Origin of the sequence: Streptomyces sp. CB02261 (assembly GCF_001905665.1) — a bacterium.
Lineage (GTDB): Bacteria > Actinomycetota > Actinomycetes > Streptomycetales > Streptomycetaceae > Streptomyces.
Genome location: NZ_LIVX01000009.1, coordinates 55,865 through 73,603, shown reverse-complemented (window position 1 = coordinate 73,603; position 17,739 = coordinate 55,865). Strand labels below are relative to the sequence as shown.

The window sequence follows — 17,739 nt, the reverse complement described above, 5'->3', positions numbered from 1 at the left end:
AGGGCCGGATCCCACGGGGGGTTCCGGCCCTTTGCCATGCCCTCACCGGCTACGGCAGTCCCAGCGGCCCCGGGGCGCCCGACCCGGCCACGGACGGCGTGGGCGGGGCGGCCGGCCGCGGTGTCGGCGGTGTCGTCGGCACGCCGACGCCGGGGGAGCGGGCGGGCGGCACGGGAGCGGGGGTGACCGGACCGCCGGGCGCCAGGACGAGCAGATACGCGGCGGCCACGGCGACGGCGGCGCCGAGCCCGGCGAGGACGACCCCGCGCACCCGGCGCGCGCCCCAGGCGCGCCCCCGCGGGGGCGCGTCGCGCCGCAGGTCGCGGTGGGTGACGAGGGCGGCCCGGGCGGCGAACGCGGCGCGCAGCCTGTCCTCGACGGGGGAGCGGCGGTCCTCGTCGTGCGGTGTCAGCGGTCTCATCGGCCCGCCTCCAGCTTCTTCTCCAGGGCGTCGAGGGCGCGGCTCGCGGTGGACTTCACCGTGCCGCGCGAAAGGCCGAGCGCCTGGGCGATCTGTGCCTCGGTCAGCTCCGACCAGTAGCGCAGGACCAGCACCTCGCGCTGGCGCCGGGTCAGCTCCGCGAGCGCGTCGAGGACGTGCCGGTGCTCCTCGGCGAGCAGCAGCCCCTCGTCGACGGGTGCGCCGGCACCCGGGTGGGGCGGGGTGTACGCGCGCGCGGTGCGGCGCCTGCGCAGTACGGAACGGGCGGCGTTGACCACGGCGGTGTGCAGGTACGCGCCCGGGTCCTGGAGTCCGCGGAGGGAGGTGCCGTACGTCCTGCACACGGCGGCGAACGCGTCCTGGACGACGTCCTCGGCGGTGGGGAGGTCGTCGACGAGGAACAGCGCGAGCCGCACCATGTCGAGCCGGCGCGCCCGGTAGAGGTCGGTGAGCGTGGGCGGCGGCTCGTGAGCGCCGGGGGCGTGGCCGAGGTCCCGCGGCCGGCGCTCCCACGCCGGTGCGTTCCCGGTGCGGGAGGACATGCGGGCGAGCAGCCGGGACCACCAGGTCGGCGGTGCGGCGGCGGGTATGGCGTACGACAACGGCGAGGTCCTCACTGCGTCGGCGGAGGGGCGGCCGGGGCGGCCGTGGAAGCCCGGCCCGGCCGCCCGCTCCGTGGTGCTGGTGCTACTTCCCGATGCCGGTGCCGGGGGCGACCACGCGGGGCGCGTCCTGGGCCGGGGCGGGCGCGGGGGCCGGGGCGGGGCCGGCGTCGGGCCGCACGGACGGGGCGGGGGCGGCCGGAGCGGCCGGAGCCGCCGGCGCGGGTGCGGCGGTGGGCTTCACCGCGACGCCGGGCGCGGGAGCGGGCGCGGGAGCGGCGGGCGCCGGCGTGGCCGGGGCGGGTGCGGCGGTGGGCCTGCCCGCCTCGACCACCTTCGGGGCGGGGACCGGGGCCGGGGCGGCGGGGGCCGGGGCTGCGGCCGAGTCCCCGTCCGCCGCCGGGGCGGCGTCCGGCACGGCGGGCGCGGGGGCGGGCGTGGGCTTCGCTCCGGAGTCGGCGACGGCCTGCGCGGCGAAGCCGCCGCCGAGGAGCAGGGCGACACCGGTGACGGCGCCCAGGATCCGGGGGCGGGCGCGGAACGTCCGCTTGGCGTGGCTGGACATGGGGTTCTCCCGAGGAGTGGGACGGAAACACGGTCTGAAGGGCGCCTTCAACCCACCAGACGTGCGTCGCCACCCGAGGTTGCGACCTAGGCCGGGAAAGTTTCGAGAAAGATAGTAGCCATGGCTACAGTAGCTATGTACGGTATCTCGTGTGAGTGAAGCAGCCGAAAGAGCTACGGCAGGGTTCCTGGTCTGGCGCCTGTCGATGAAGTGGCGAGTCGCCGTCGACCGGGCGGTCGGACCGCTGGGCCTGACCCACGCCCAGTACGCGCTGATGGCGTCGTTGTACGGCATGTCGCGCGCCGGGCTGCGGCCCAGTCAGCGCCGCCTCGCCGACCACACGGGGCTCGAAGCGCTGTACGTCTCCAAACTCGCCCGCGCCCTGGAGGCCGCCGGACTCGTCACCCGCACCCGGGACCCGGACGACCCGCGCGCCATGCAGCTGACGCTCACCGAGGAAGGGCGCGACGTCACCCGCCGCGCGATCCGGGTCGTCCAGGGCCTCCTCGACCAGCTGCTCGCACCGCTCGGCGGGCAGGACGACCCGCGCGCCCGGCAGTTCACCCGCGACCTCGCGACCTTGCTCGACGCACCTCTCGATCCGCCCACCGAGAACGAGGAGCAGTCATGACCACCACCGCACCCACCACCACCACCGCACCCGCCACCGCGCCCACGACCGACGGACGGGTCATCGCCCTGGCGCACTACGCCGCCCGCGCCCTCCTGGAGGGCGTCCTCACCCGCCACGGCATCACGTTCGAGCAGAGCGTGACGCTCCGGGCCGTCGTCCTCGCCGGGGGGACCGCCGGCGCGTCCGTCGGCCGGGACGCGCTCGCCGACGCCGTCACCGGCTCCCTGAAGAGCGACACCTCGGACGCGCTCCGCGTCATCGACGAGCTGACGGACGCCCACCTGCTGGAGGCGGACCCGGCGGACACGTCCCGGCTGCGGCTCACGGACGCCGGAAGGGAGCTGTACGAGACCACCGGCGCCGAGTCCGCAGAGATCTCCACCCGGCTGTACGCCGGCATCCCGGCCGAGGACCTCGCCGCCGCGGGCCGCGTGCTGACCCTGATCACCGAGCGCGCGAACGCCGAACTGGCGGCCGCCCGGTCGAACCGGAGCACGGCCGCCTGATCGGCGGCCTCGGCGGCGCCGACCGGGACGCACCGGATCGCACCGGCCTGATCGGCGCCCGCCCGAACCGCGTCGCGGCAGCCAGGAGCCCGCGCCGCTCCCGCGCGTGGATTCGTTACGGCATCTGACCGGCGTCCAGGCGTGTCCGACCGGCGGCGGCGGCGGGGCGGGCGCATGTTCCTCGCATGACGAAGTCGAGCAGGCCCCTCCGGCTCACCGCCTGCGCCGCCGTATGCGCCGCCGGCGCGCTGGCCGCCCTCCCCGCCGGGGCGGCCGCACCGCACGCGCATGCCGCCGCCACGGTCGACGTGGGCGATCCCCTCGCCGGGAACCACGGCTTCGGCGTCGTCACCGAGCAGGACGCCCTGCTCGGCAGTACGGGGACCGAGGGACCCGTCGCCGTCGGCGGCGACCTGTCGTTCGGGCCCGGGTTCACCCTCGGGCGCCGGACCGCCGGGACCTTCACCGCCCCCGGCGACGCCCGGCCGACCGCCCTCCTGGTCGGCGGCCGGATCGCGTACGCCGCCAGCAGCTCGGTCGGCGTCCTGAAGGTCCTGTCCGACGGTCACGTGAAGATCGGCGACCTCACCGGCGGCGACGTCGTCACGCGGGGCGCCGACGGGGCCGCGGCCGACACCCGGGTCACCGCGACCGGCACGGGCCACGACTCCACGCCCCGCATCGAACTGACCACCCGGCAGCCCGCCGCCTCCGTCGGCCCCGCCCCCGGCCTCCTGGACCCCGCCGCCCTCTTCGGCGCCCACCGCGACCGCGCCGACGCGCTCGCCGGCTGCGCGCCCACCGTCGCGCCCGCCGGCACCGGCCGCGTCACCCTCGACGGCGACCGGACGAACGTCCTCCGCCTCACCGGCGAGCAGCTGAACCGGCTCTCCGCCCTCACCTTCCCGCGCCGCCCCACCGCCTCCGGCCCGCTCGTCATCGACGTCGACACGACCGGCACCGGGTCGGTCCTCACCTGGGACGTCCCCGACCTCGCCGGGGTCGGCCGTCCCGGCGCCCCCTACGTCCTGTGGAACTTCGCGGACGCCACGCACCTCACGATCGCGGGCGGCGGCACGGTCGAGGGAACGATCTACGCCCCCCGCGCCCACCTCACCGACCGCGACCCGGACGCCATCGACGGCGCCGTCGTCGTCCGCTCCCTGACGGCGGGCCCCCTCGACGACCTCGACACCCGCGCGGCGAGGGGCCGGGGCGGCGCCCAGCGCACCTCACGGGCCCCGGCGAACGCGGGCGAGATCCACCACGTCCCGTTCTCGGCGCACCTGGCCTGCGACGGCGGCCCGACCCCGAAGCCCACCCCCACCCCGACCCCGACGCGGCCCGAGACCCCGGCACCGTCGACGTCCCCGCACCCGACCGCCCCCACCACCCCCCTGACCCCCGGTCTCGCGGAGAGCGGGACGAGCGCCCGGACCTACGCGGCGGCCACCCTCGCCGTGCTGAGCACGGTGGCCGGCCTGCTGCTGGTCCGCCGGTTCAGGCGCTGAGCCGTCGGGCCATGACCCCGTCGCGGTAGGTTCCCGGCATGCCCTCACCCCGGATAGTCGTCGGCGACGACGGCGCCCAGGCGGCGATCGACGCCGACGGCCAGCGGTCCCCCACGCACCGGCTCGCCCTCGAACCGCTCGCCGTCCGGCACGCCGAGGAGATGGCGGAGGTGCTGGGCGATCCCGCCCTGCACTCCTTCATCGGCGGCGTCCCGCTCGGCCCCGCCGAACTGCGGGCCCGGTACGAGCGGTTGGTCGCCGGATCGCCCGACCCGGCGGTCGTCTGGCGGAACTGGGTGCTGCGGCTCCGGCCGGAGGACCGGCTCGTCGGTACCGTGCAGGCGACCGTCACGGACGGCGGTCTGACCGCCGAGGTCGCCTGGGTGGTCGGCGTGCCCTGGCAGGGCCGGGGGATCGCCCGCGAGGCGGCGGAAGGGCTCGTCGGCCTGCTCCTGGGGCGGGGCGTGCGGACCGTCGTCGCCCATGTCCACCCGGACCACACGGCCTCCGCCGCCGTGGCCCGCGCGGCCGGCCTCAGCCCGACGGACCGTGTGGAGGACGGCGAGATCCGCTGGGAGAGGCGGGCCCCGGCCCGCTGACCCGCCCCGGCCACCCGCCCCGGCCCGCTGACCCGCCCCGCCGCCCCGGCCACCCGCCCCGGCCCGCCTACCGCATGACCCGCCCCGCGCCGCTGACCCGCCCCGCCGCCCGGGTCACCCGCCCCGACCCGCTGATCCATCCCACGGACCGGGCCACCCGCCCCGGCCCGCCTACCGCATGACCCGCCCCGCGCCGCTGGCCCGCCCCACCGACCGGGCCACCCGCCCGCGCCCGCTGACCCGCCCCGGCCACCCCCACGAGCAGCAGCGCCGCCAGCGCGCCCGTCGCGAGGCCCGCCCGGAGGCCCGGGGGACGGAAGGAGCAGGAGACCGAGGACGCGTCCGAGACCGGGACGGCGAGCAGGCCCGCGTAGGACGTGGCGGGGCCGCCCTCGCAGGTCCAGCCCGCGATCCGGGGGGCCGCCACGACGGCCGTGCCCGTCGTGCCGGGCGGGAGGTCGGCCCGTATCCCGTCCGAGGTGACCCGGACCGAGGTCGCCGCCCGCGCGCGGAGGGCCGCGACCGCCGCCCGGAGGCGCTCGTGGTCCAGGCAGCCGAGTGCACCGCCGGGGCCCGGCAGGACCGGCCGCAGGCCGGGGACGCGCTGGACGCCCAGGGACGTCAGGGCCGCGCGCCGTTTCGGCCCGCCGCCGAGCAGCCGGGTCTCCCGGTCGCCCAGGCGGGCCGGGCCCGTCGCGTCGGGGGCCCAGAGGAAGACCTCGGTGCCGACCGGGCACGCGCCCGCGTGCGGAGCCCCGTACACCCGCGCGCCGAGGAGGAGTTCCTGGTTGCGGAAGGGCGACGGGCCGTAGACGGGGGCCGGTCCCGGGGGCCGTACCGTCACCAGGGGCAGGTACGCGCCGGTGCGCGCGACCGCGCCGTCCCGCCACCGCGCCCCCACTCCGAACAGTGCGTCCGTCACCGGGTTGTCCAGGCTCAGCAGGTTCCGGCCCCGGGAGGTCCAGCCTCCGCCGAGCGCGGTCAGCGTCTCCGTCAGGACTGCCGGGGTGTGACTGCTGTAGTAGGCGGCGCCCTGCCCGCCGAGCAGCAGGGGATCGTTGCCCGCGACCCGGGGCAGGCCCGGGTCCGTGCGGTACGCGGGCCAGCCGTCGGCCGCCGCGAGGGCCGCCGCCCGGCGCGCGTGCTCCACGCCCCACGGCGGGTAGTCGTCGAGCCGCGCCGTCCGTTCCCGGTCGGCGTACGCCGTCGTCGCCGCCGACTGGCCGAGCAGCGTGCCGGTCACCAGGAGCGCGGCGAGCACCCCGTACCGCCCCCGCCCCGGCAGCAGCAGCGCGCTCGCCACCGCCGCGAGGCCCATGCCCGCGAGCAGCAGCGCCCAGCCGGTGACGAAGGGGCTGGGCAGCGCCCCCGCCGTCAGGGCCAGGACGACGGCCGCCCCGCCGAGCAGCGACCGGCGGTCCGGGGGACCGTGGGTGAGGCCCGTCCAGGCGGCGAGGACGAGGACCCCGGAGAGGACGAAGGTCTGCCGGTACGGGCTGCCGTTCGGCGTGGCGAACGCGTGCCAGAGCAGATGCGTCGGCCCCCACTGCATCGAGGCCGTGACCGCCGCGCAGAGCCCCGCCCACAGCCACCGCTCCCGGCCCGGCAGGTCCCGGCGGAACAGCAGCGTGGCCACGAGCAGCAGCACCGCCGTGCAGACGAAGGCCGCCGGGGTCGCGAAGCTGTACGTCACCGGGAGCAGCCGGGCCAGGACGTCCGTCGCGGGCGCCGGGTCGAACTCCCGGACCAGGCCCGGGTGGGCGTGGCGCGAGCCGAGGAGGACGGGGACGAGGACGGGCGCCGCGAGACCCGTCCCCAGGGCCGCGGTCAGCGCCGCCCTGCCCGCGGTCCGCCACCGGAAGGAGTCCGTCGCCGCCAGGCGGACCAGGAGCACGAGCGCGGCGCCCAGGGCCGCCATGTACGCCGTGTAGAAGTTCGCCGCCCAGCACACGGCCACCACCAGCGGGCCGAGGAGCGGCCGCCGGCCCTCCCGTACCCACTCGCCCACCAGGCACAGCAGCGGGAAGGCGATCAGGCCGTCCAGCCACATCGGGTTGTACGTGCCCTCCGCCAGCGACCAGCCGCACAGCGCGTACGACGCTCCCAGGACCGCCGCCCACCACCAGGCGCCCGGCCCGAGCCGACGCAGCAGGAAGGTCATGGCCGCCGCCGCGACCGCCGTCTTCAGGACGGTGACCGCGTACACCGCGTACTCGATGTCCCCGCGCGGGAACAGCGCGACCAGCGGGGCGAGCGGGCTCGACAGATAGGTGCCGTAGTCGGGGAGGAAGCTCGTGCCCCAGCCCGCCCGCCAGTCCAGGAGCAGCCCGCCGTCCGCCCGGCCGCGCAGCAGGTCCCACAGGTGCGCGTGGAAGGGCACGAACTGGTTCGCGAGGTCGTTGACGGCCCGGTGGCGCGGCCCGAAGGGGAAGACCCGGGCGGCGGCGTCCCCGCCGCAGACGGCGGCCACCGTCAGGAGGGCGGCGAGGAGCATGGGGAGAGGCGCGGAGAACCGGGGCGAGCGACTGGTGTGCGACATGACGGTCCGAATATGCCAGCGCCGGGACGGGAGGAACCGGGCGCCGCCGCCCAGTTCATCGAATGGTCGACTGAAGGCCATCCCCGTGGACCGGCCGGGTCACCGCGCTCCGTTGTCGTGGTCGGCGTGCTGCTCTCGATCGTCGTCCCGTGCTTCAACGAAGAGGACGTCCTCGCCCGTTTCCATGACCACGTGACCGCCGAACTCGTCCGTCTCGACGGGGAGTTCGAGATCGTCTACGTGGACGACGGAAGCCGGGACGGGACGCTTCCCCTCCTCCAGGAGCTCGCCGCGCGCGACCCCCGCCACGTCCGCTACGTCTCCTTCAGCCGCAACTTCGGCAAGGAGGCGGCGATGCTGGCCGGGCTCCGCGACGCCGCCGGCGACGCCGTCGTGATCATGGACGCGGACCTCCAGCATCCGCCCGAGCTGGTGCACCGCATGGTCGCGCTGCACGCCGAGGGATACGACCAGGTCGTCGCCCGCCGGACCCGCGAGGGCGACCGGGTCACCCGCACCCTCACCGCCCGCCTCTACTACCGGGCGATCAACCGGCTCGTGGACGTCGAGCTCGTCGACGGCGTCGGGGACTTCCGGCTCCTGTCCCGGCGTACCGTCGACGCGGTCCTCGGCCTCGGCGAGTACAACCGGTTCTCCAAGGGCCTCTTCTCCTGGGTCGGCTTCCGCACCACGACCTTCTCCTACGAGAACGCCGTCCGCGAGCAGGGCCGCTCCAAGTGGACCTTCGGCAAGCTCCTCAACTACGGGCTCGACGGCCTCCTCTCCTTCAACAACAAGCCGCTGCGGGCCGCCGTCCACCTGGGCTTCCTGCTCGTCCTCCTCGCCCTCGGCTACGCGGCCTGGATCGTCGTCGACGCCCTCGCCAACGGCGTCGACACCCCCGGCTACGTCACCCTCCTCGTCGCCGTCACCGCCCTCGCCGGCGTGCAGATGGTGATGGTCGGACTGATCGGCGAGTACGTCGGCCGCATCTACTACGAGGTCAAGCGACGGCCCCACTACCTGGTGCAGGAGACCCACGAGGGGCCCTCCGGAGGGACGGCCGCGGGGACACGCGCGGGCCACGAGGGACCCGAGACAGGCGTGGTGCGGGCCGACACCCGGCGTGCGGGTGAGTCGTTGTGGGAAACAGTCGCACCGAAGTAGTGGCTCCGGCCCCGGCGACTCCCTACCATCGATCACCGCAAGGTCGTTCCACTGACGCACGACCGCCCGGGAGGCTCCTTTGCACCGCCGCACCGCGCTCACCGTCTCCGCCGCGCTCCTCGCCGCGGCCCCGCTGCTCACCGCCTGCGGCAGTGACGCCCACCCAGGAGCGGCGGCCGTCGTCGGCGGCGAACGGATCGACGTCTCCAGCCTCCAGGCCCAGGTGAAGGACGTGCGCACCGCGCAGGAACGTTCCCCGCAGGCCGCCCAGCTCGTCCAGGCCACCGGGGACCTGTCCCGCCGCACGCTGAACGTCATGATCTTCGACCGGGTCGTCGACAAGGTCGCAGCGGACAACGGGGTCACCGCCACCCGCGCCGAACTCCAGCAGACCAGGACCGCCTTCGTCCGCCAGAGCGGCGGCGAGGAGCGGCTCGCGAGCGCCCTCCTCCAGGAGCAGGGCGTGGCCCCCGGCCAGATCGACGACGTCGTCCGCCGCAACGTCCTCATGAACAAGATCGCCGCCAAGCTGGGCGTCACGGACACCCCCGAGGGCCAGAAGAAGCTGACGGACGTCTTCTCCGCCGCCTCCAAGGCCCTCGCCATCGACGTCAACCCGCGCTACGGCGCCTGGGACGACGCCCAGGTCCGGCTCGGCGCCACCACCGCGCCCTGGCTGCGGCAGATCAGCCAGGACCCCGGCGCCGCCCCGGCCGCCGGCTGAGCGGTAGGTTCGAGGGGTGACATCTGAGAGCCCCGGCCGCGTCGTCCTGCTCACCGCCAGCCACCGTGTGGCGCCCGGACTCCTGTCCTGGCCCGCCTGGCAGGCGCTGCGCGGCGCGGACCGGGTGCTCTGCCCCGACGAGCACCACCCCCAGCTGCCGTACCTGCGGGAGGCCGGGGTCACCGTCGAGCACCTCAGGCCCACCGCCGAGGAACTCGTCGAGGCCTGCGCCGGTGACCGCACGGTGCTGCTGCTCCCCTCAGGCGAGGGCGACCGGGCGCTGACCGACGGCCTCGCCCGGCTGGCCGGTTCGGGCCGCCTCACGATGCCGGACCTGGAGCTGCTGCCCGGCTCGTACGACCTGCCCGGCGCCCGGCTCCTCGACCTCGTGCAGATCATGGACCGCATCCGGCGCGAGTGCCCCTGGTCCTCGCGGCAGACCCACCGGGGGCTCGCCAAGTACGCCATCGAGGAGGCGTACGAGCTCGTCGAGGCGATCGAGGACGGCGACCGGCGCGAGCTGCGCGAGGAGCTCGGGGACGTGCTGCTCCAGGTCGTCTTCCACGCCCGGATCGCCGAGGAGGACCCGGAGGAGCCCTTCTCCGTGGACGACGTCGCCGGGACGCTCGTCGAGAAGCTGATCCTCCGCCACCCGCACGTCTTCGGCGACGAGACCGCCGAGACGCCGGAGGACGTCCGCGCGCACTGGCTCCGGACCAAGGCGATCGAGAAGCAGCGGGAGTCCGTGACCGACGGGGTGCCGCTGGGGCAGCCGGGACTCGCGCTCGCGACGAAGCTCGCGAGCCGGGTGCGGACGGCCGGGCTCGACGTGCCGCTGCCGAAGGGCGAGGGCATCGGGTACGAGCTGCTCGCCCTCGCCGCCCGTGCGGAGACGGAGGGCGTGGACCCGGAGGCGGCCCTGCGCGCGGCGGCCCGGGCCTACCGCGACGCGATCCGCGCGACGGAGGGCGTCACGGCCTGAGGCCGGGGGCGCGGGTTGCGCGGGGCGTCGCGGCCTGAGGCTCGGGGTGCGGGCTAAGCACTCGGGCTCGGGGTGCGGGCTAAGCACTCGGGCTCGCTGGGCGTCGCGGTCTGAGGCCGGGGGCGCGGGTTGCGCTGGGCGTCACGGCCTGAGGCTCGGGGTGCGGGCTAAGCACTCGGGCTCGGGGTGCGGGCTCAGCACTCGGGCTCGCAGGGCGTCGCGGCCTGAGGCCGGGGCCCGGCCTACGGCCTGGGTGCGCGGGATTGCGGGTCGTGCCAGGGGGGTCGGGGCGGGGCCAGGAGGCGTTCGGCCGCGGAGGCCGGGCGGACGGTGAGGCCGTCCACGGGCGGCAGGGCGTCGTGGTGGACGCGGGCCGGGTCGGTGCCCAGCTCCACGAGCGCCTCCGTGACCTCCGTGAGGAAGCCCGGCGGCCCGGCGAGGTACACCTCGTGCGCGGCCCAGTGGACGCAGGCCCGCAGCGACTGCAGGAGCCGCTCGGTCGCCTGGTCCCTGGGATGGCCTGGCGCCGAGGTGATGTAGGTGACGCTGAGGCCGGGGAGCCGTCCTCTCAGCCGCTCGGCCTCCCGCCGCCCGTACAGGTACTCCCTGGCGCGCGCCACGACGAACAGCCGGCCCGTCAGCTCCGGCTCGGCCTCCGCCGCCTGCGCGAGCAGCGCCCGCACCGGGGCCCAGCCCGTACCCGCGCATATATAGGTGCGGAGTCCGCCCGGCGCGCCCCGCGCGGTGAGGCCGCCGCCGGGGGCGCTGAGCCGCAGGGTCTCGCCCGGACCCGTCTCCTCGACGAGCGCCGTGCTCATGGAGCCGCCCGGGACCCGGCTCACGTGCAGCTCCACCGTGCCGTCCGGGCGGGGCGCGTCCGCCAGGGAGTAGGTGCGCCAGACGCGCGGGACGCGCAGCGAGCTGACGCTGACGTACTGGCCGGGCAGGAACGGCAGGGGCTGCCGGGGCCGCAGGGTGAGGACGGCCAGGTCCTCGCCGTACCGCTCGTGCCGGACGACGTCCGCGTCCCACCAGGCCGGCTCCCCCGCCTCCGCCGCCTCGTCGGCGCCCGCCAGCATCAGATCGGCGACATGGCCGTACGCCTCGGCCCAGGCCTTCTCGGCCTCGCGCGTCCAGGCGGATCCGGCGGCGTGCGCGAACGCGGCGAGCAGGCTCGACCCGACGGCGGCGTAGAGCGCGGGGGAGGCGAGGAACTTGCGGTGGTCGCGGCCCAGGCGCCCCAGGTACGCGGGGAGCCCCGGCTCCCCGAGGTGGGACACCACGTGCGTGAGCGCGGCGAAGAGCCGGTCCCGCTGGGGGCGCATGTCCTCGGGGAACAGCGCGCGCATGCCGGGGTTGTGCCAGAAGAGATGCGAGTAGAAGAAGGTGACGGCGTGTTCGGCCCGTCGTTCGACGACCGCGAACGTGCTTCTGAGCATCTGGGGATCCACCGACACGAATCTAGGGCACGGCCCCCCTTCGTGATCACAGGATCTCCACACACCTCACCGCCGGAGCCGCCCTGTACGGTCGGGGGGTGAGCACCACCCCCGGCCCCGTCCCCGCCCCCCCGCCCGCCGCGCACCCCGCTCCCGAGCTCTTCACCTGGGAGTTCGCGAGCGATCCGTACCCCGCCTACGCCTGGCTGCGGGAGCACGCGCCGGTGCACCGGACGACGTTGCCGAGCGGGGTCGACGCCTGGCTCGTGACCCGGTACGCGGACGCCCGGCAGGCCCTCGCCGACCAGCGGCTCTCCAAGAACCCGGTGCACCACGCGGAGCCGGGCAAGACCGGGATCCCCGGCGAGCGCAGCGCGGGCCTCATGACGCATCTGCTCAACATCGACCCGCCGGACCACACCCGGCTCCGGCGGCTCGTGTCGAAGGCGTTCACCCCGCGCCGGGTCGCCGAGTTCGCCCCGCGCGTCCAGGAGCTGACCGACCGGCTCATCGACGACATCGTCTCCCGGCAGGGGGGCGCGGAGCGGGGGAGCGCGGACCTCATCCACGAGTTCGCCTTCCCCATGCCCATCTACGCGATCTGCGATCTGCTCGGCGTGCCCCGGGAGGACCAGGACGACTTCCGGGACTGGGCCGGGATGATGATCCGGCACGGCGGCGGGCCCCGCGGCGGGGTCGCCCGGTCGGTGAAGAAGATCCGCGGCTATCTCGCGGAGCTGATCCACCGCAAGCGCCAGGACCTCGGCGACGACCTGATCTCCGGGCTGATCCGCGCGAGCGACCACGGCGACCACCTCACCGAGGCCGAGGCCACCGCCATGTGCTTCGTGCTGCTCTTCGCCGGCTTCGAGACGACCATCAACCTCATCGGCAACGGCGTCTACGCGCTGCTGCGCGACCCCGAGCGGCGCGAGCGGCTCCAGGCCTCGATCGCGGCGGGCGAGACGGGGCTCCTGGAGACCGCGGTGGAGGAGCTGCTGCGGTACGACGGGCCCGTGGAGATGGCGACCTGGCGGTACGCGACGCGGGCGCTGACCATCGGCGGGCAGGAGATCCCGGCGGGTGACCCTGTGCTCGTCGTGCTGGCCGCGGCGAACCGGGACCCGCAGCGGTTCACGGCGCCCGACACGCTCGACCTCACCCGGAGCGACAACCAGCATCTCGGGTACGGGCACGGCATCCACTACTGCCTCGGGGCGCCGCTCGCCCGGCTGGAGGGGCAGACGGCGCTCGCGACCCTTCTGACGCGCCTTCCGGACCTGCGCCTTGCCGCCGATCCGGCCGAACTGCGGTGGCGCGGCGGGCTCATCATGCGTGGATTGCGCACGCTTCCGGTGGAGTTCTCCGCGTCCGTACCGCTCCATCACGCTGACGGCGTATCAGAAATGTGATCTTCGCGTGATCGTGCGGCCATCGACTTGTGACGAGCGTTCGAATACCGCTACGTTCACCGCACTCTCAGCCGTCACGCGAAAGGCGCTCCTATGCGTTCCGGGAACGGACGACACCGTCGCCCCCGTCAGGCCCCCGCCATCGTCGTCGCAGCCGGTGTGACCGGATCCGCCATGGCGCTGCCGCTGCTCGCCACGGGGTCCGCCTCCGCCGCCGACGCCGCCACGTGGGACCGCGTCGCCGAGTGCGAGTCCGGCGGTCAGTGGAGCGCGAACTTCGGCAACGGCATGTACGGCGGGCTCCAGTTCACCCAGGACAGCTGGGAGCGGCACGGCGGCCTGGCGTACGCGCCCAGCGCCGACCTGGCCAGCCGGGCCCAGCAGATCGCGGTGGCCGAGAAGGCCCTCTCGAAGGGCTCCACCGAGTGGGCCACCTGCGCGCCGATCGCCGGCCTGACCAACGACGGCACGGCCCCCGGCGTGGACCCCGGTCCGACGTCCGTCCCGAAGGACCCCACGGGGCCGGTCGTCGAGTCGAACCGGACCTCGGGGCTGCCGGAGGCCTCCTCGGGCGCCACGGAGGCGCCTGCGGCCGCGAAGCCGGCCACGGGGACGACCGCCCCGACCGCGCCCGTCACGCCCGCCGCGCCCGTCACGCCGGTGAACCCCGTCGCGCCGACCGCCCCGGTGAGCCCCTCCGCCCCGGGCACGCCGGGCGTCCCGTCCGGCTCGACCGACCCGGCGGCGCCGGTCACTCCGGTCACCCCCGGCACTCCTGACACCTCCGTCATGCCCGGAACGCCCGATGTGTCCGTTACGCCCGGCGCGCCGGAAGGTGACGCGGCGTCGGCCGCCCCCGGCACCGGCAAGCACCGCGGTGACGCCGCGCCGGAGGAAACCGGCAAGCCGGACAGTTCATCCGAATCGGGTAGACATGCCTCGCCCAGCAACACATTGACCGAAAGCCCCCTCGCCGTGACACCGGTCGACGACGCGAAGAAGTCGGACGCAACGGACAGTCAGGGCACTTCGGGCGCGTACACCGTTCAGCCGGGCGACAGCCTGTCGGACATCGCGCAGGAGAAGGAGCTCCCCGGGGGCTGGACCGCCCTCTATGACGCCAACCGGCGGACGGTCGGCATCGACCCGGACCTCATCCTCCCTGGTCAGAGCCTCGATCTGACGGACGGTTCGGTCGCGGCGGCCGGTTGATTCGGGGGCGTATGTCCGGTTCTGGGCAAGTGAGACATGGGTCTCTTCGCCCCAACTGGCGTGTCCCGCCCGCGATGTTTGCTCCCGTCACCTCTCACCTGCACAAATGCCACTCATCGGAAGGCAAGCAGGGGCGATATTTCCGCAATGCGCCTCTTTGAACTTCCGGTGGGTCTGTGTCTACGGTCGTCACCGCTCGCCACCGCGGGCCCCGTCGACCGAAACGCCGAATCCTGCCGTCGGCCGATGGGAACAGTCGTCGCGTAAGCGCCGAAGGCAGGAGTGGGGGACCCAAGGTAAGTGCCGGTCCCGGCCGTTGAGAAAGACGGCCGAAGACCGGCTTGGGGTGAAGCCGCGTGCTAGGACACGCGGCCGGGCAACTTTCCGGCCCGAACCCGACAGCTCACCTCACAGGCGTCGGTGAGGAGAATCTCCATGCTGTTTTCCGGCAAGGGCAAACACCGCCGTCCCTCCAAGGCCACCCAGGTCGTCACGCTCGTCGGCGTCACCGGTGTCGCCGTGGCCGCCCCGCTGATGACCGCGGGCACCGCCTCGGCCGCCACGGCCTCCGAGTGGGACCGCGTCGCCCAGTGCGAGTCCGGCGGCAACTGGTCCATCAACACGGGCAACGGCTACTACGGCGGCCTGCAGTTCTCGGCCTCCACCTGGGCCGCGTACGGCGGCACCGCCTACGCCTCGACCGCCAACCAGGCGTCGAAGTCGCAGCAGATCGCCATCGCCGAGAAGGTCCTCGCGGGCCAGGGCAAGGGTGCCTGGCCGAGCTGTGGCGTGGGCCTCTCCAACGCCTCCTACGACGGCGGCTCCGCCGAGTCCGTCCCGCAGAAGCAGGAGCGGAAGGCCGAGCAGCCGACCACCCGCAGCGAGCAGCGCAAGGCCCCGCAGAAGTCCGCGCAGCAGGCCCCGCAGGCCACGCCGAAGGCCGCCACCAAGAAGACCGTCACCACCCCGACCGGCAAGTCGGTCAAGAAGGGTGACGGCGAGTACAAGGTCGTCGCCGGTGACACCCTCGGCACCATCGCCCAGGCGCACGCCGTCAAGGGCGGCTGGGCCAAGCTCTTCGAGCTGAACAAGGGCGTCGTCGAGGACGCCGACCTCATCTACCCGGGCCAGCAGCTCCACCTGAAGTGAGCCCGGCGGTCCGCGTGAGTCCGGCGGCTCACGCGGTCCCCATGACCCTCCCGCGGTGACCACCCCGGGCCGGCGCGCCTTCCCCCGTGCGCGTCGGTCCGGGGTTCCCCCGTTCTCGGGAGGACCCGCGCGGGCCCCTTCTCGGGGCGTGGCTGTGCCCCGGCACACCCGTTCGGGAGGACCTGATGGTTACCGTCCAGTAGATCTGGGGTCCTTCGTCCCGAGATGCATGCCCTTGGGTCCTTTTTCGTCCCAGGGGGCGGGCGCCCGGCAGGCCGGAGCCCCCGCGCCGGTTAGGCTCTTGCCGCAAGGCCAAGCGACCCTGCACCGACCTTGCGTCACATCCCGCGTCACATCCCAGAAGGAGATGCTCGTGCCGTCCATCGACGTCGTCGTAGCCCGGGAAATCCTGGACTCCCGAGGCAACCCCACGGTCGAGGTCGAGGTCGGCCTCGACGACGGCAGCACCGGCCGTGCTGCTGTTCCGTCCGGCGCCTCCACCGGTGCGTTCGAGGCCCTCGAGCTCCGCGACGGTGACCCCAACCGTTACCAGGGCAAGGGTGTCGAGAAGGCCGTCCTCGCCGTCATCGAGCAGATCGGCCCGGAGCTCGTCGGCTACGACGCCACCGAGCAGCGCCTGATCGACCAGGCCATGTTCGACCTGGACGCCACCCCGGACAAGTCCTCGCTCGGCGCCAACGCCATCCTCGGCGTCTCCCTCGCCGTCGCGCACGCCGCCTCCGAGGCCTCCGACCTCCCGCTCTTCCGCTACCTCGGCGGCCCGAACGCGCACCTGCTGCCCGTTCCGATGATGAACATCCTCAACGGTGGGTCGCACGCCGACTCCAACGTGGACATCCAGGAGTTCATGATCGCCCCGATCGGCGCGGAGTCCTTCTCCGAGGCCCTCCGCTGGGGCACCGAGGTCTACCACACCCTCAAGGGCGTCCTGAAGCGCAAGGGCCTGTCCACCGGCCTCGGCGACGAGGGCGGCTTCGCCCCGAACCTGGAGTCCAACCGCGCCGCCCTGGACCTCATCCTCGAGGCCATCAAGGAAGCCGGCTACGTCCCGGGCAAGGACATCGCGCTCGCCCTCGACTGCGCCGCCTCCGAGTTCTACAAGGACGGCTCGTACGAGTTCGAGGGCAAGTCCCGCTCGGCCGCCGAGATGACCGAGTACTACGAGGAGCTCGTCTCCGCGTACCCGCTCGTCTCCATCGAGGACCCGCTCTTCGAGGACGACTGGGACGGCTGGAACGCCATCACCGAGAAGCTCGGCTCCAAGGTGCAGCTCGTCGGCGACGACCTCTTCGTCACCAACCCGGAGCGCCTGGCCCGCGGCATCGAGGAGGGCTCCGCGAACGCCCTGCTCGTCAAGGTCAACCAGATCGGCTCGCTGACCGAGACCCTGGACGCCGTCGAGCTCGCCCAGCGCAACGGCTTCAAGTGCATGATGTCCCACCGCTCCGGCGAGACCGAGGACGTCACCATCGCCGACCTCGCCGTCGCCACCAACTGCGGCCAGATCAAGACCGGCGCCCCGGCCCGCTCCGAGCGCGTCGCCAAGTACAACCAGCTGCTGCGCATCGAGGAGATCCTCGACGACGCCGCGGTGTACGCCGGCCGCAGCGCCTTCCCGCGGTTCCGCTCCGCCAACTGACGCGCCACCGCAAGGGCTGACAGCTTCACACCTGGTAGTTCCGTCCGTCCCCGCACTCGGTCACGTACCGTGTGCGGGGACGTCCGCGTGAACAGGGGAGGCGACACGACATGGCCGCGAAGGACCGGGACCGGTTCTCGACCGCGACCCGGATCAGGCTGCTCGGCGAGCAGACCGCCGCCCGTGTCTACCGCTCCCAGACCCGCCGCCAGGCCCGCCGCTCCCGGCTCACCGGCCGCGCGGCCTTCCTCGCCCTGGTCGTCTGCTCCCTCGTGGTGGCGCTCGCCTACCCCATGCGGAGCTACGTCTCCCAGCAGGGCGAGATCGCCGAGCAGGAGCGCAAGGCCGCCGACGCCGCCCGGCGGGTCGAGGAACTGAAGGACGAGAAGGCCCGCCTCCAGGACCCGGCCTACGTCCGCCGCCTCGCCCGCGAGCACCTGCACTACGTGCTCCCCGGCGAGACCGGATTCACCGTGAACGACCCCGGCGCGGAGCAGCGGCCCCGCACCGACCAGGGCGCGGCGGACCGCCCCTGGTACGACAACCTCTGGGACGGCGTCGACCACGCCGACCGTCCGTAAGCCCGAAACGACCTG

17 protein-coding genes and 1 riboswitch are annotated in these 17,739 nt (G+C 74.5%); of the genes, 12 read left to right on the top strand and 5 right to left on the bottom strand.

Features of this window, described 5'->3' with window-relative positions; translation table 11 throughout:
* Positions 1-49 precede the first annotated feature (49 nt).
* The 3 genes from AMK29_RS27140 to AMK29_RS35995 all read right to left on the bottom strand — a co-directional run bounded on the left by AMK29_RS27140 (position 50) and on the right by AMK29_RS35995 (position 1,609).
* The gene (locus AMK29_RS27140; protein ID WP_073818031.1) at positions 50-421 is read right to left on the bottom strand and encodes a hypothetical protein; all 372 of its coding nucleotides are present in this window, start codon (positions 419-421) and stop codon (positions 50-52) included.
* Positions 418-1,044 (bottom strand): RNA polymerase sigma factor, encoded by a 627-nt coding sequence (locus AMK29_RS27135; protein ID WP_073818029.1) that lies wholly within the window; start codon positions 1,042-1,044, stop codon positions 418-420. Before AMK29_RS27135 ends, AMK29_RS27140 begins: the two co-directional genes overlap by 4 nt.
* An 85-nt stretch (positions 1,045-1,129) precedes the next feature.
* Positions 1,130-1,609: a hypothetical protein gene (locus AMK29_RS35995; protein WP_073818027.1), complete on the bottom strand. Its 480-nt coding sequence runs from the start codon at positions 1,607-1,609 to the stop codon at positions 1,130-1,132.
* 151 nt (positions 1,610-1,760) lie between these two features.
* On the opposite strand from AMK29_RS35995, the gene AMK29_RS27125 reads away from it, so the two are divergent.
* The 4 genes from AMK29_RS27125 (at position 1,761) to AMK29_RS27110 (ending at position 4,859) form a co-directional block, all read left to right on the top strand.
* The gene (locus AMK29_RS27125; RefSeq protein WP_073818026.1) at positions 1,761-2,240 is read left to right on the top strand and encodes a MarR family winged helix-turn-helix transcriptional regulator; all 480 of its coding nucleotides are present in this window, start codon (positions 1,761-1,763) and stop codon (positions 2,238-2,240) included.
* Complete coding sequence (locus AMK29_RS27120; protein WP_073818024.1) at positions 2,237-2,749, top strand: MarR family transcriptional regulator; 513 nt, start codon at positions 2,237-2,239, stop codon at positions 2,747-2,749. Before AMK29_RS27125 ends, AMK29_RS27120 begins: the two co-directional genes overlap by 4 nt.
* A gap of 185 nt (positions 2,750-2,934) precedes the next feature.
* Positions 2,935-4,260: a collagen-binding domain-containing protein gene (locus AMK29_RS27115; protein ID WP_073818023.1), complete on the top strand. Its 1,326-nt coding sequence runs from the start codon at positions 2,935-2,937 to the stop codon at positions 4,258-4,260.
* Positions 4,261-4,298: 38 nt separating this feature from the next.
* A complete protein-coding gene (locus AMK29_RS27110; protein ID WP_079197166.1) occupies positions 4,299-4,859 on the top strand; it encodes a GNAT family N-acetyltransferase in 561 nt (186 codons plus the stop codon).
* A 67-nt stretch (positions 4,860-4,926) separates the two neighbouring features.
* On the opposite strand, the gene AMK29_RS27105 is transcribed toward AMK29_RS27110, so the two are convergent.
* Positions 4,927-7,398 (bottom strand): YfhO family protein, encoded by a 2,472-nt coding sequence (locus AMK29_RS27105; RefSeq protein ID WP_079197165.1) that lies wholly within the window; start codon positions 7,396-7,398, stop codon positions 4,927-4,929.
* Between the two features lie 126 nt (positions 7,399-7,524).
* Between AMK29_RS27105 and AMK29_RS27100 the strand changes: the two genes are divergently transcribed.
* The 3 genes from AMK29_RS27100 to AMK29_RS27090 all read left to right on the top strand — a co-directional run bounded on the left by AMK29_RS27100 (position 7,525) and on the right by AMK29_RS27090 (position 10,271).
* Complete coding sequence (locus AMK29_RS27100) at positions 7,525-8,565, top strand: glycosyltransferase family 2 protein (protein ID WP_241845725.1); 1,041 nt, start codon at positions 7,525-7,527, stop codon at positions 8,563-8,565.
* Positions 8,566-8,644: 79 nt separating this feature from the next.
* On the top strand, positions 8,645-9,289 hold the full coding sequence (locus tag AMK29_RS27095) for a SurA N-terminal domain-containing protein (protein ID WP_073818019.1): 645 nt from the start codon (positions 8,645-8,647) through the stop codon (positions 9,287-9,289).
* A gap of 16 nt (positions 9,290-9,305) precedes the next feature.
* Positions 9,306-10,271: a nucleoside triphosphate pyrophosphohydrolase gene (locus AMK29_RS27090; RefSeq protein WP_073818018.1), complete on the top strand. Its 966-nt coding sequence runs from the start codon at positions 9,306-9,308 to the stop codon at positions 10,269-10,271.
* 242 nt (positions 10,272-10,513) lie between these two features.
* On the opposite strand, the gene AMK29_RS27085 is transcribed toward AMK29_RS27090, so the two are convergent.
* Positions 10,514-11,710, bottom strand: a complete 1,197-nt coding sequence (locus AMK29_RS27085) for a globin domain-containing protein (RefSeq protein ID WP_073818016.1) — start codon at positions 11,708-11,710, stop codon at positions 10,514-10,516.
* Between the two features lie 98 nt (positions 11,711-11,808).
* Between AMK29_RS27085 and AMK29_RS27080 the strand changes: the two genes are divergently transcribed.
* The 5 genes from AMK29_RS27080 (at position 11,809) to AMK29_RS27060 (ending at position 17,724) form a co-directional block, all read left to right on the top strand.
* The gene (locus AMK29_RS27080; RefSeq protein ID WP_073818014.1) at positions 11,809-13,122 is read left to right on the top strand and encodes a cytochrome P450 family protein; all 1,314 of its coding nucleotides are present in this window, start codon (positions 11,809-11,811) and stop codon (positions 13,120-13,122) included.
* Between the two features lie 159 nt (positions 13,123-13,281).
* Positions 13,282-14,334: a LysM peptidoglycan-binding domain-containing protein gene (locus tag AMK29_RS27075; protein WP_274535649.1), complete on the top strand. Its 1,053-nt coding sequence runs from the start codon at positions 13,282-13,284 to the stop codon at positions 14,332-14,334.
* A gap of 258 nt (positions 14,335-14,592) precedes the next feature.
* A riboswitch (cyclic di-AMP (ydaO/yuaA leader) is annotated at positions 14,593-14,766 on the top strand.
* Positions 14,767-14,769: 3 nt separating this feature from the next.
* Positions 14,770-15,483 carry a LysM peptidoglycan-binding domain-containing protein gene (locus AMK29_RS27070; protein ID WP_073818011.1) on the top strand — a complete coding sequence of 238 codons (714 nt, stop codon included), beginning with the start codon at positions 14,770-14,772 and terminating at the stop codon, positions 15,481-15,483.
* A gap of 367 nt (positions 15,484-15,850) precedes the next feature.
* Positions 15,851-17,143, top strand: a complete 1,293-nt coding sequence (gene eno / locus AMK29_RS27065; RefSeq protein WP_073818009.1) for a phosphopyruvate hydratase — start codon at positions 15,851-15,853, stop codon at positions 17,141-17,143.
* A gap of 110 nt (positions 17,144-17,253) precedes the next feature.
* Positions 17,254-17,724 carry an FtsB family cell division protein gene (locus tag AMK29_RS27060; RefSeq protein WP_073818007.1) on the top strand — a complete coding sequence of 157 codons (471 nt, stop codon included), beginning with the start codon at positions 17,254-17,256 and terminating at the stop codon, positions 17,722-17,724.
* The last annotated feature ends 15 nt before the right edge of the window (positions 17,725-17,739 follow it).

What these genes read in the sequence shown, in the direction of transcription:
- AMK29_RS27140 (WP_073818031.1), bottom strand. Translation starts at nt 421, where the DNA reads ATGAGACCGCTGACACCGCACGACGAGGACCGCCGCTCCCCCGTCGAG.
- AMK29_RS35995 (WP_073818027.1), bottom strand. Translation starts at nt 1,609, where the DNA reads ATGTCCAGCCACGCCAAGCGGACGTTCCGCGCCCGCCCCCGGATCCTG.
- AMK29_RS27120 (WP_073818024.1), top strand. Translation starts at nt 2,237, where the DNA reads ATGACCACCACCGCACCCACCACCACCACCGCACCCGCCACCGCGCCC.
- AMK29_RS27115 (WP_073818023.1), top strand. Translation starts at nt 2,935, where the DNA reads ATGACGAAGTCGAGCAGGCCCCTCCGGCTCACCGCCTGCGCCGCCGTA.
- AMK29_RS27110 (WP_079197166.1), top strand. Translation starts at nt 4,299, where the DNA reads ATGCCCTCACCCCGGATAGTCGTCGGCGACGACGGCGCCCAGGCGGCG.
- AMK29_RS27105 (WP_079197165.1), bottom strand. Translation starts at nt 7,398, where the DNA reads ATGTCGCACACCAGTCGCTCGCCCCGGTTCTCCGCGCCTCTCCCCATG.
- AMK29_RS27085 (WP_073818016.1), bottom strand. Translation starts at nt 11,710, where the DNA reads ATGCTCAGAAGCACGTTCGCGGTCGTCGAACGACGGGCCGAACACGCC.
- AMK29_RS27070 (WP_073818011.1), top strand. Translation starts at nt 14,770, where the DNA reads ATGCTGTTTTCCGGCAAGGGCAAACACCGCCGTCCCTCCAAGGCCACC.
- eno (WP_073818009.1), top strand. Translation starts at nt 15,851, where the DNA reads ATGCTCGTGCCGTCCATCGACGTCGTCGTAGCCCGGGAAATCCTGGAC.
- AMK29_RS27060 (WP_073818007.1), top strand. Translation starts at nt 17,254, where the DNA reads ATGGCCGCGAAGGACCGGGACCGGTTCTCGACCGCGACCCGGATCAGG.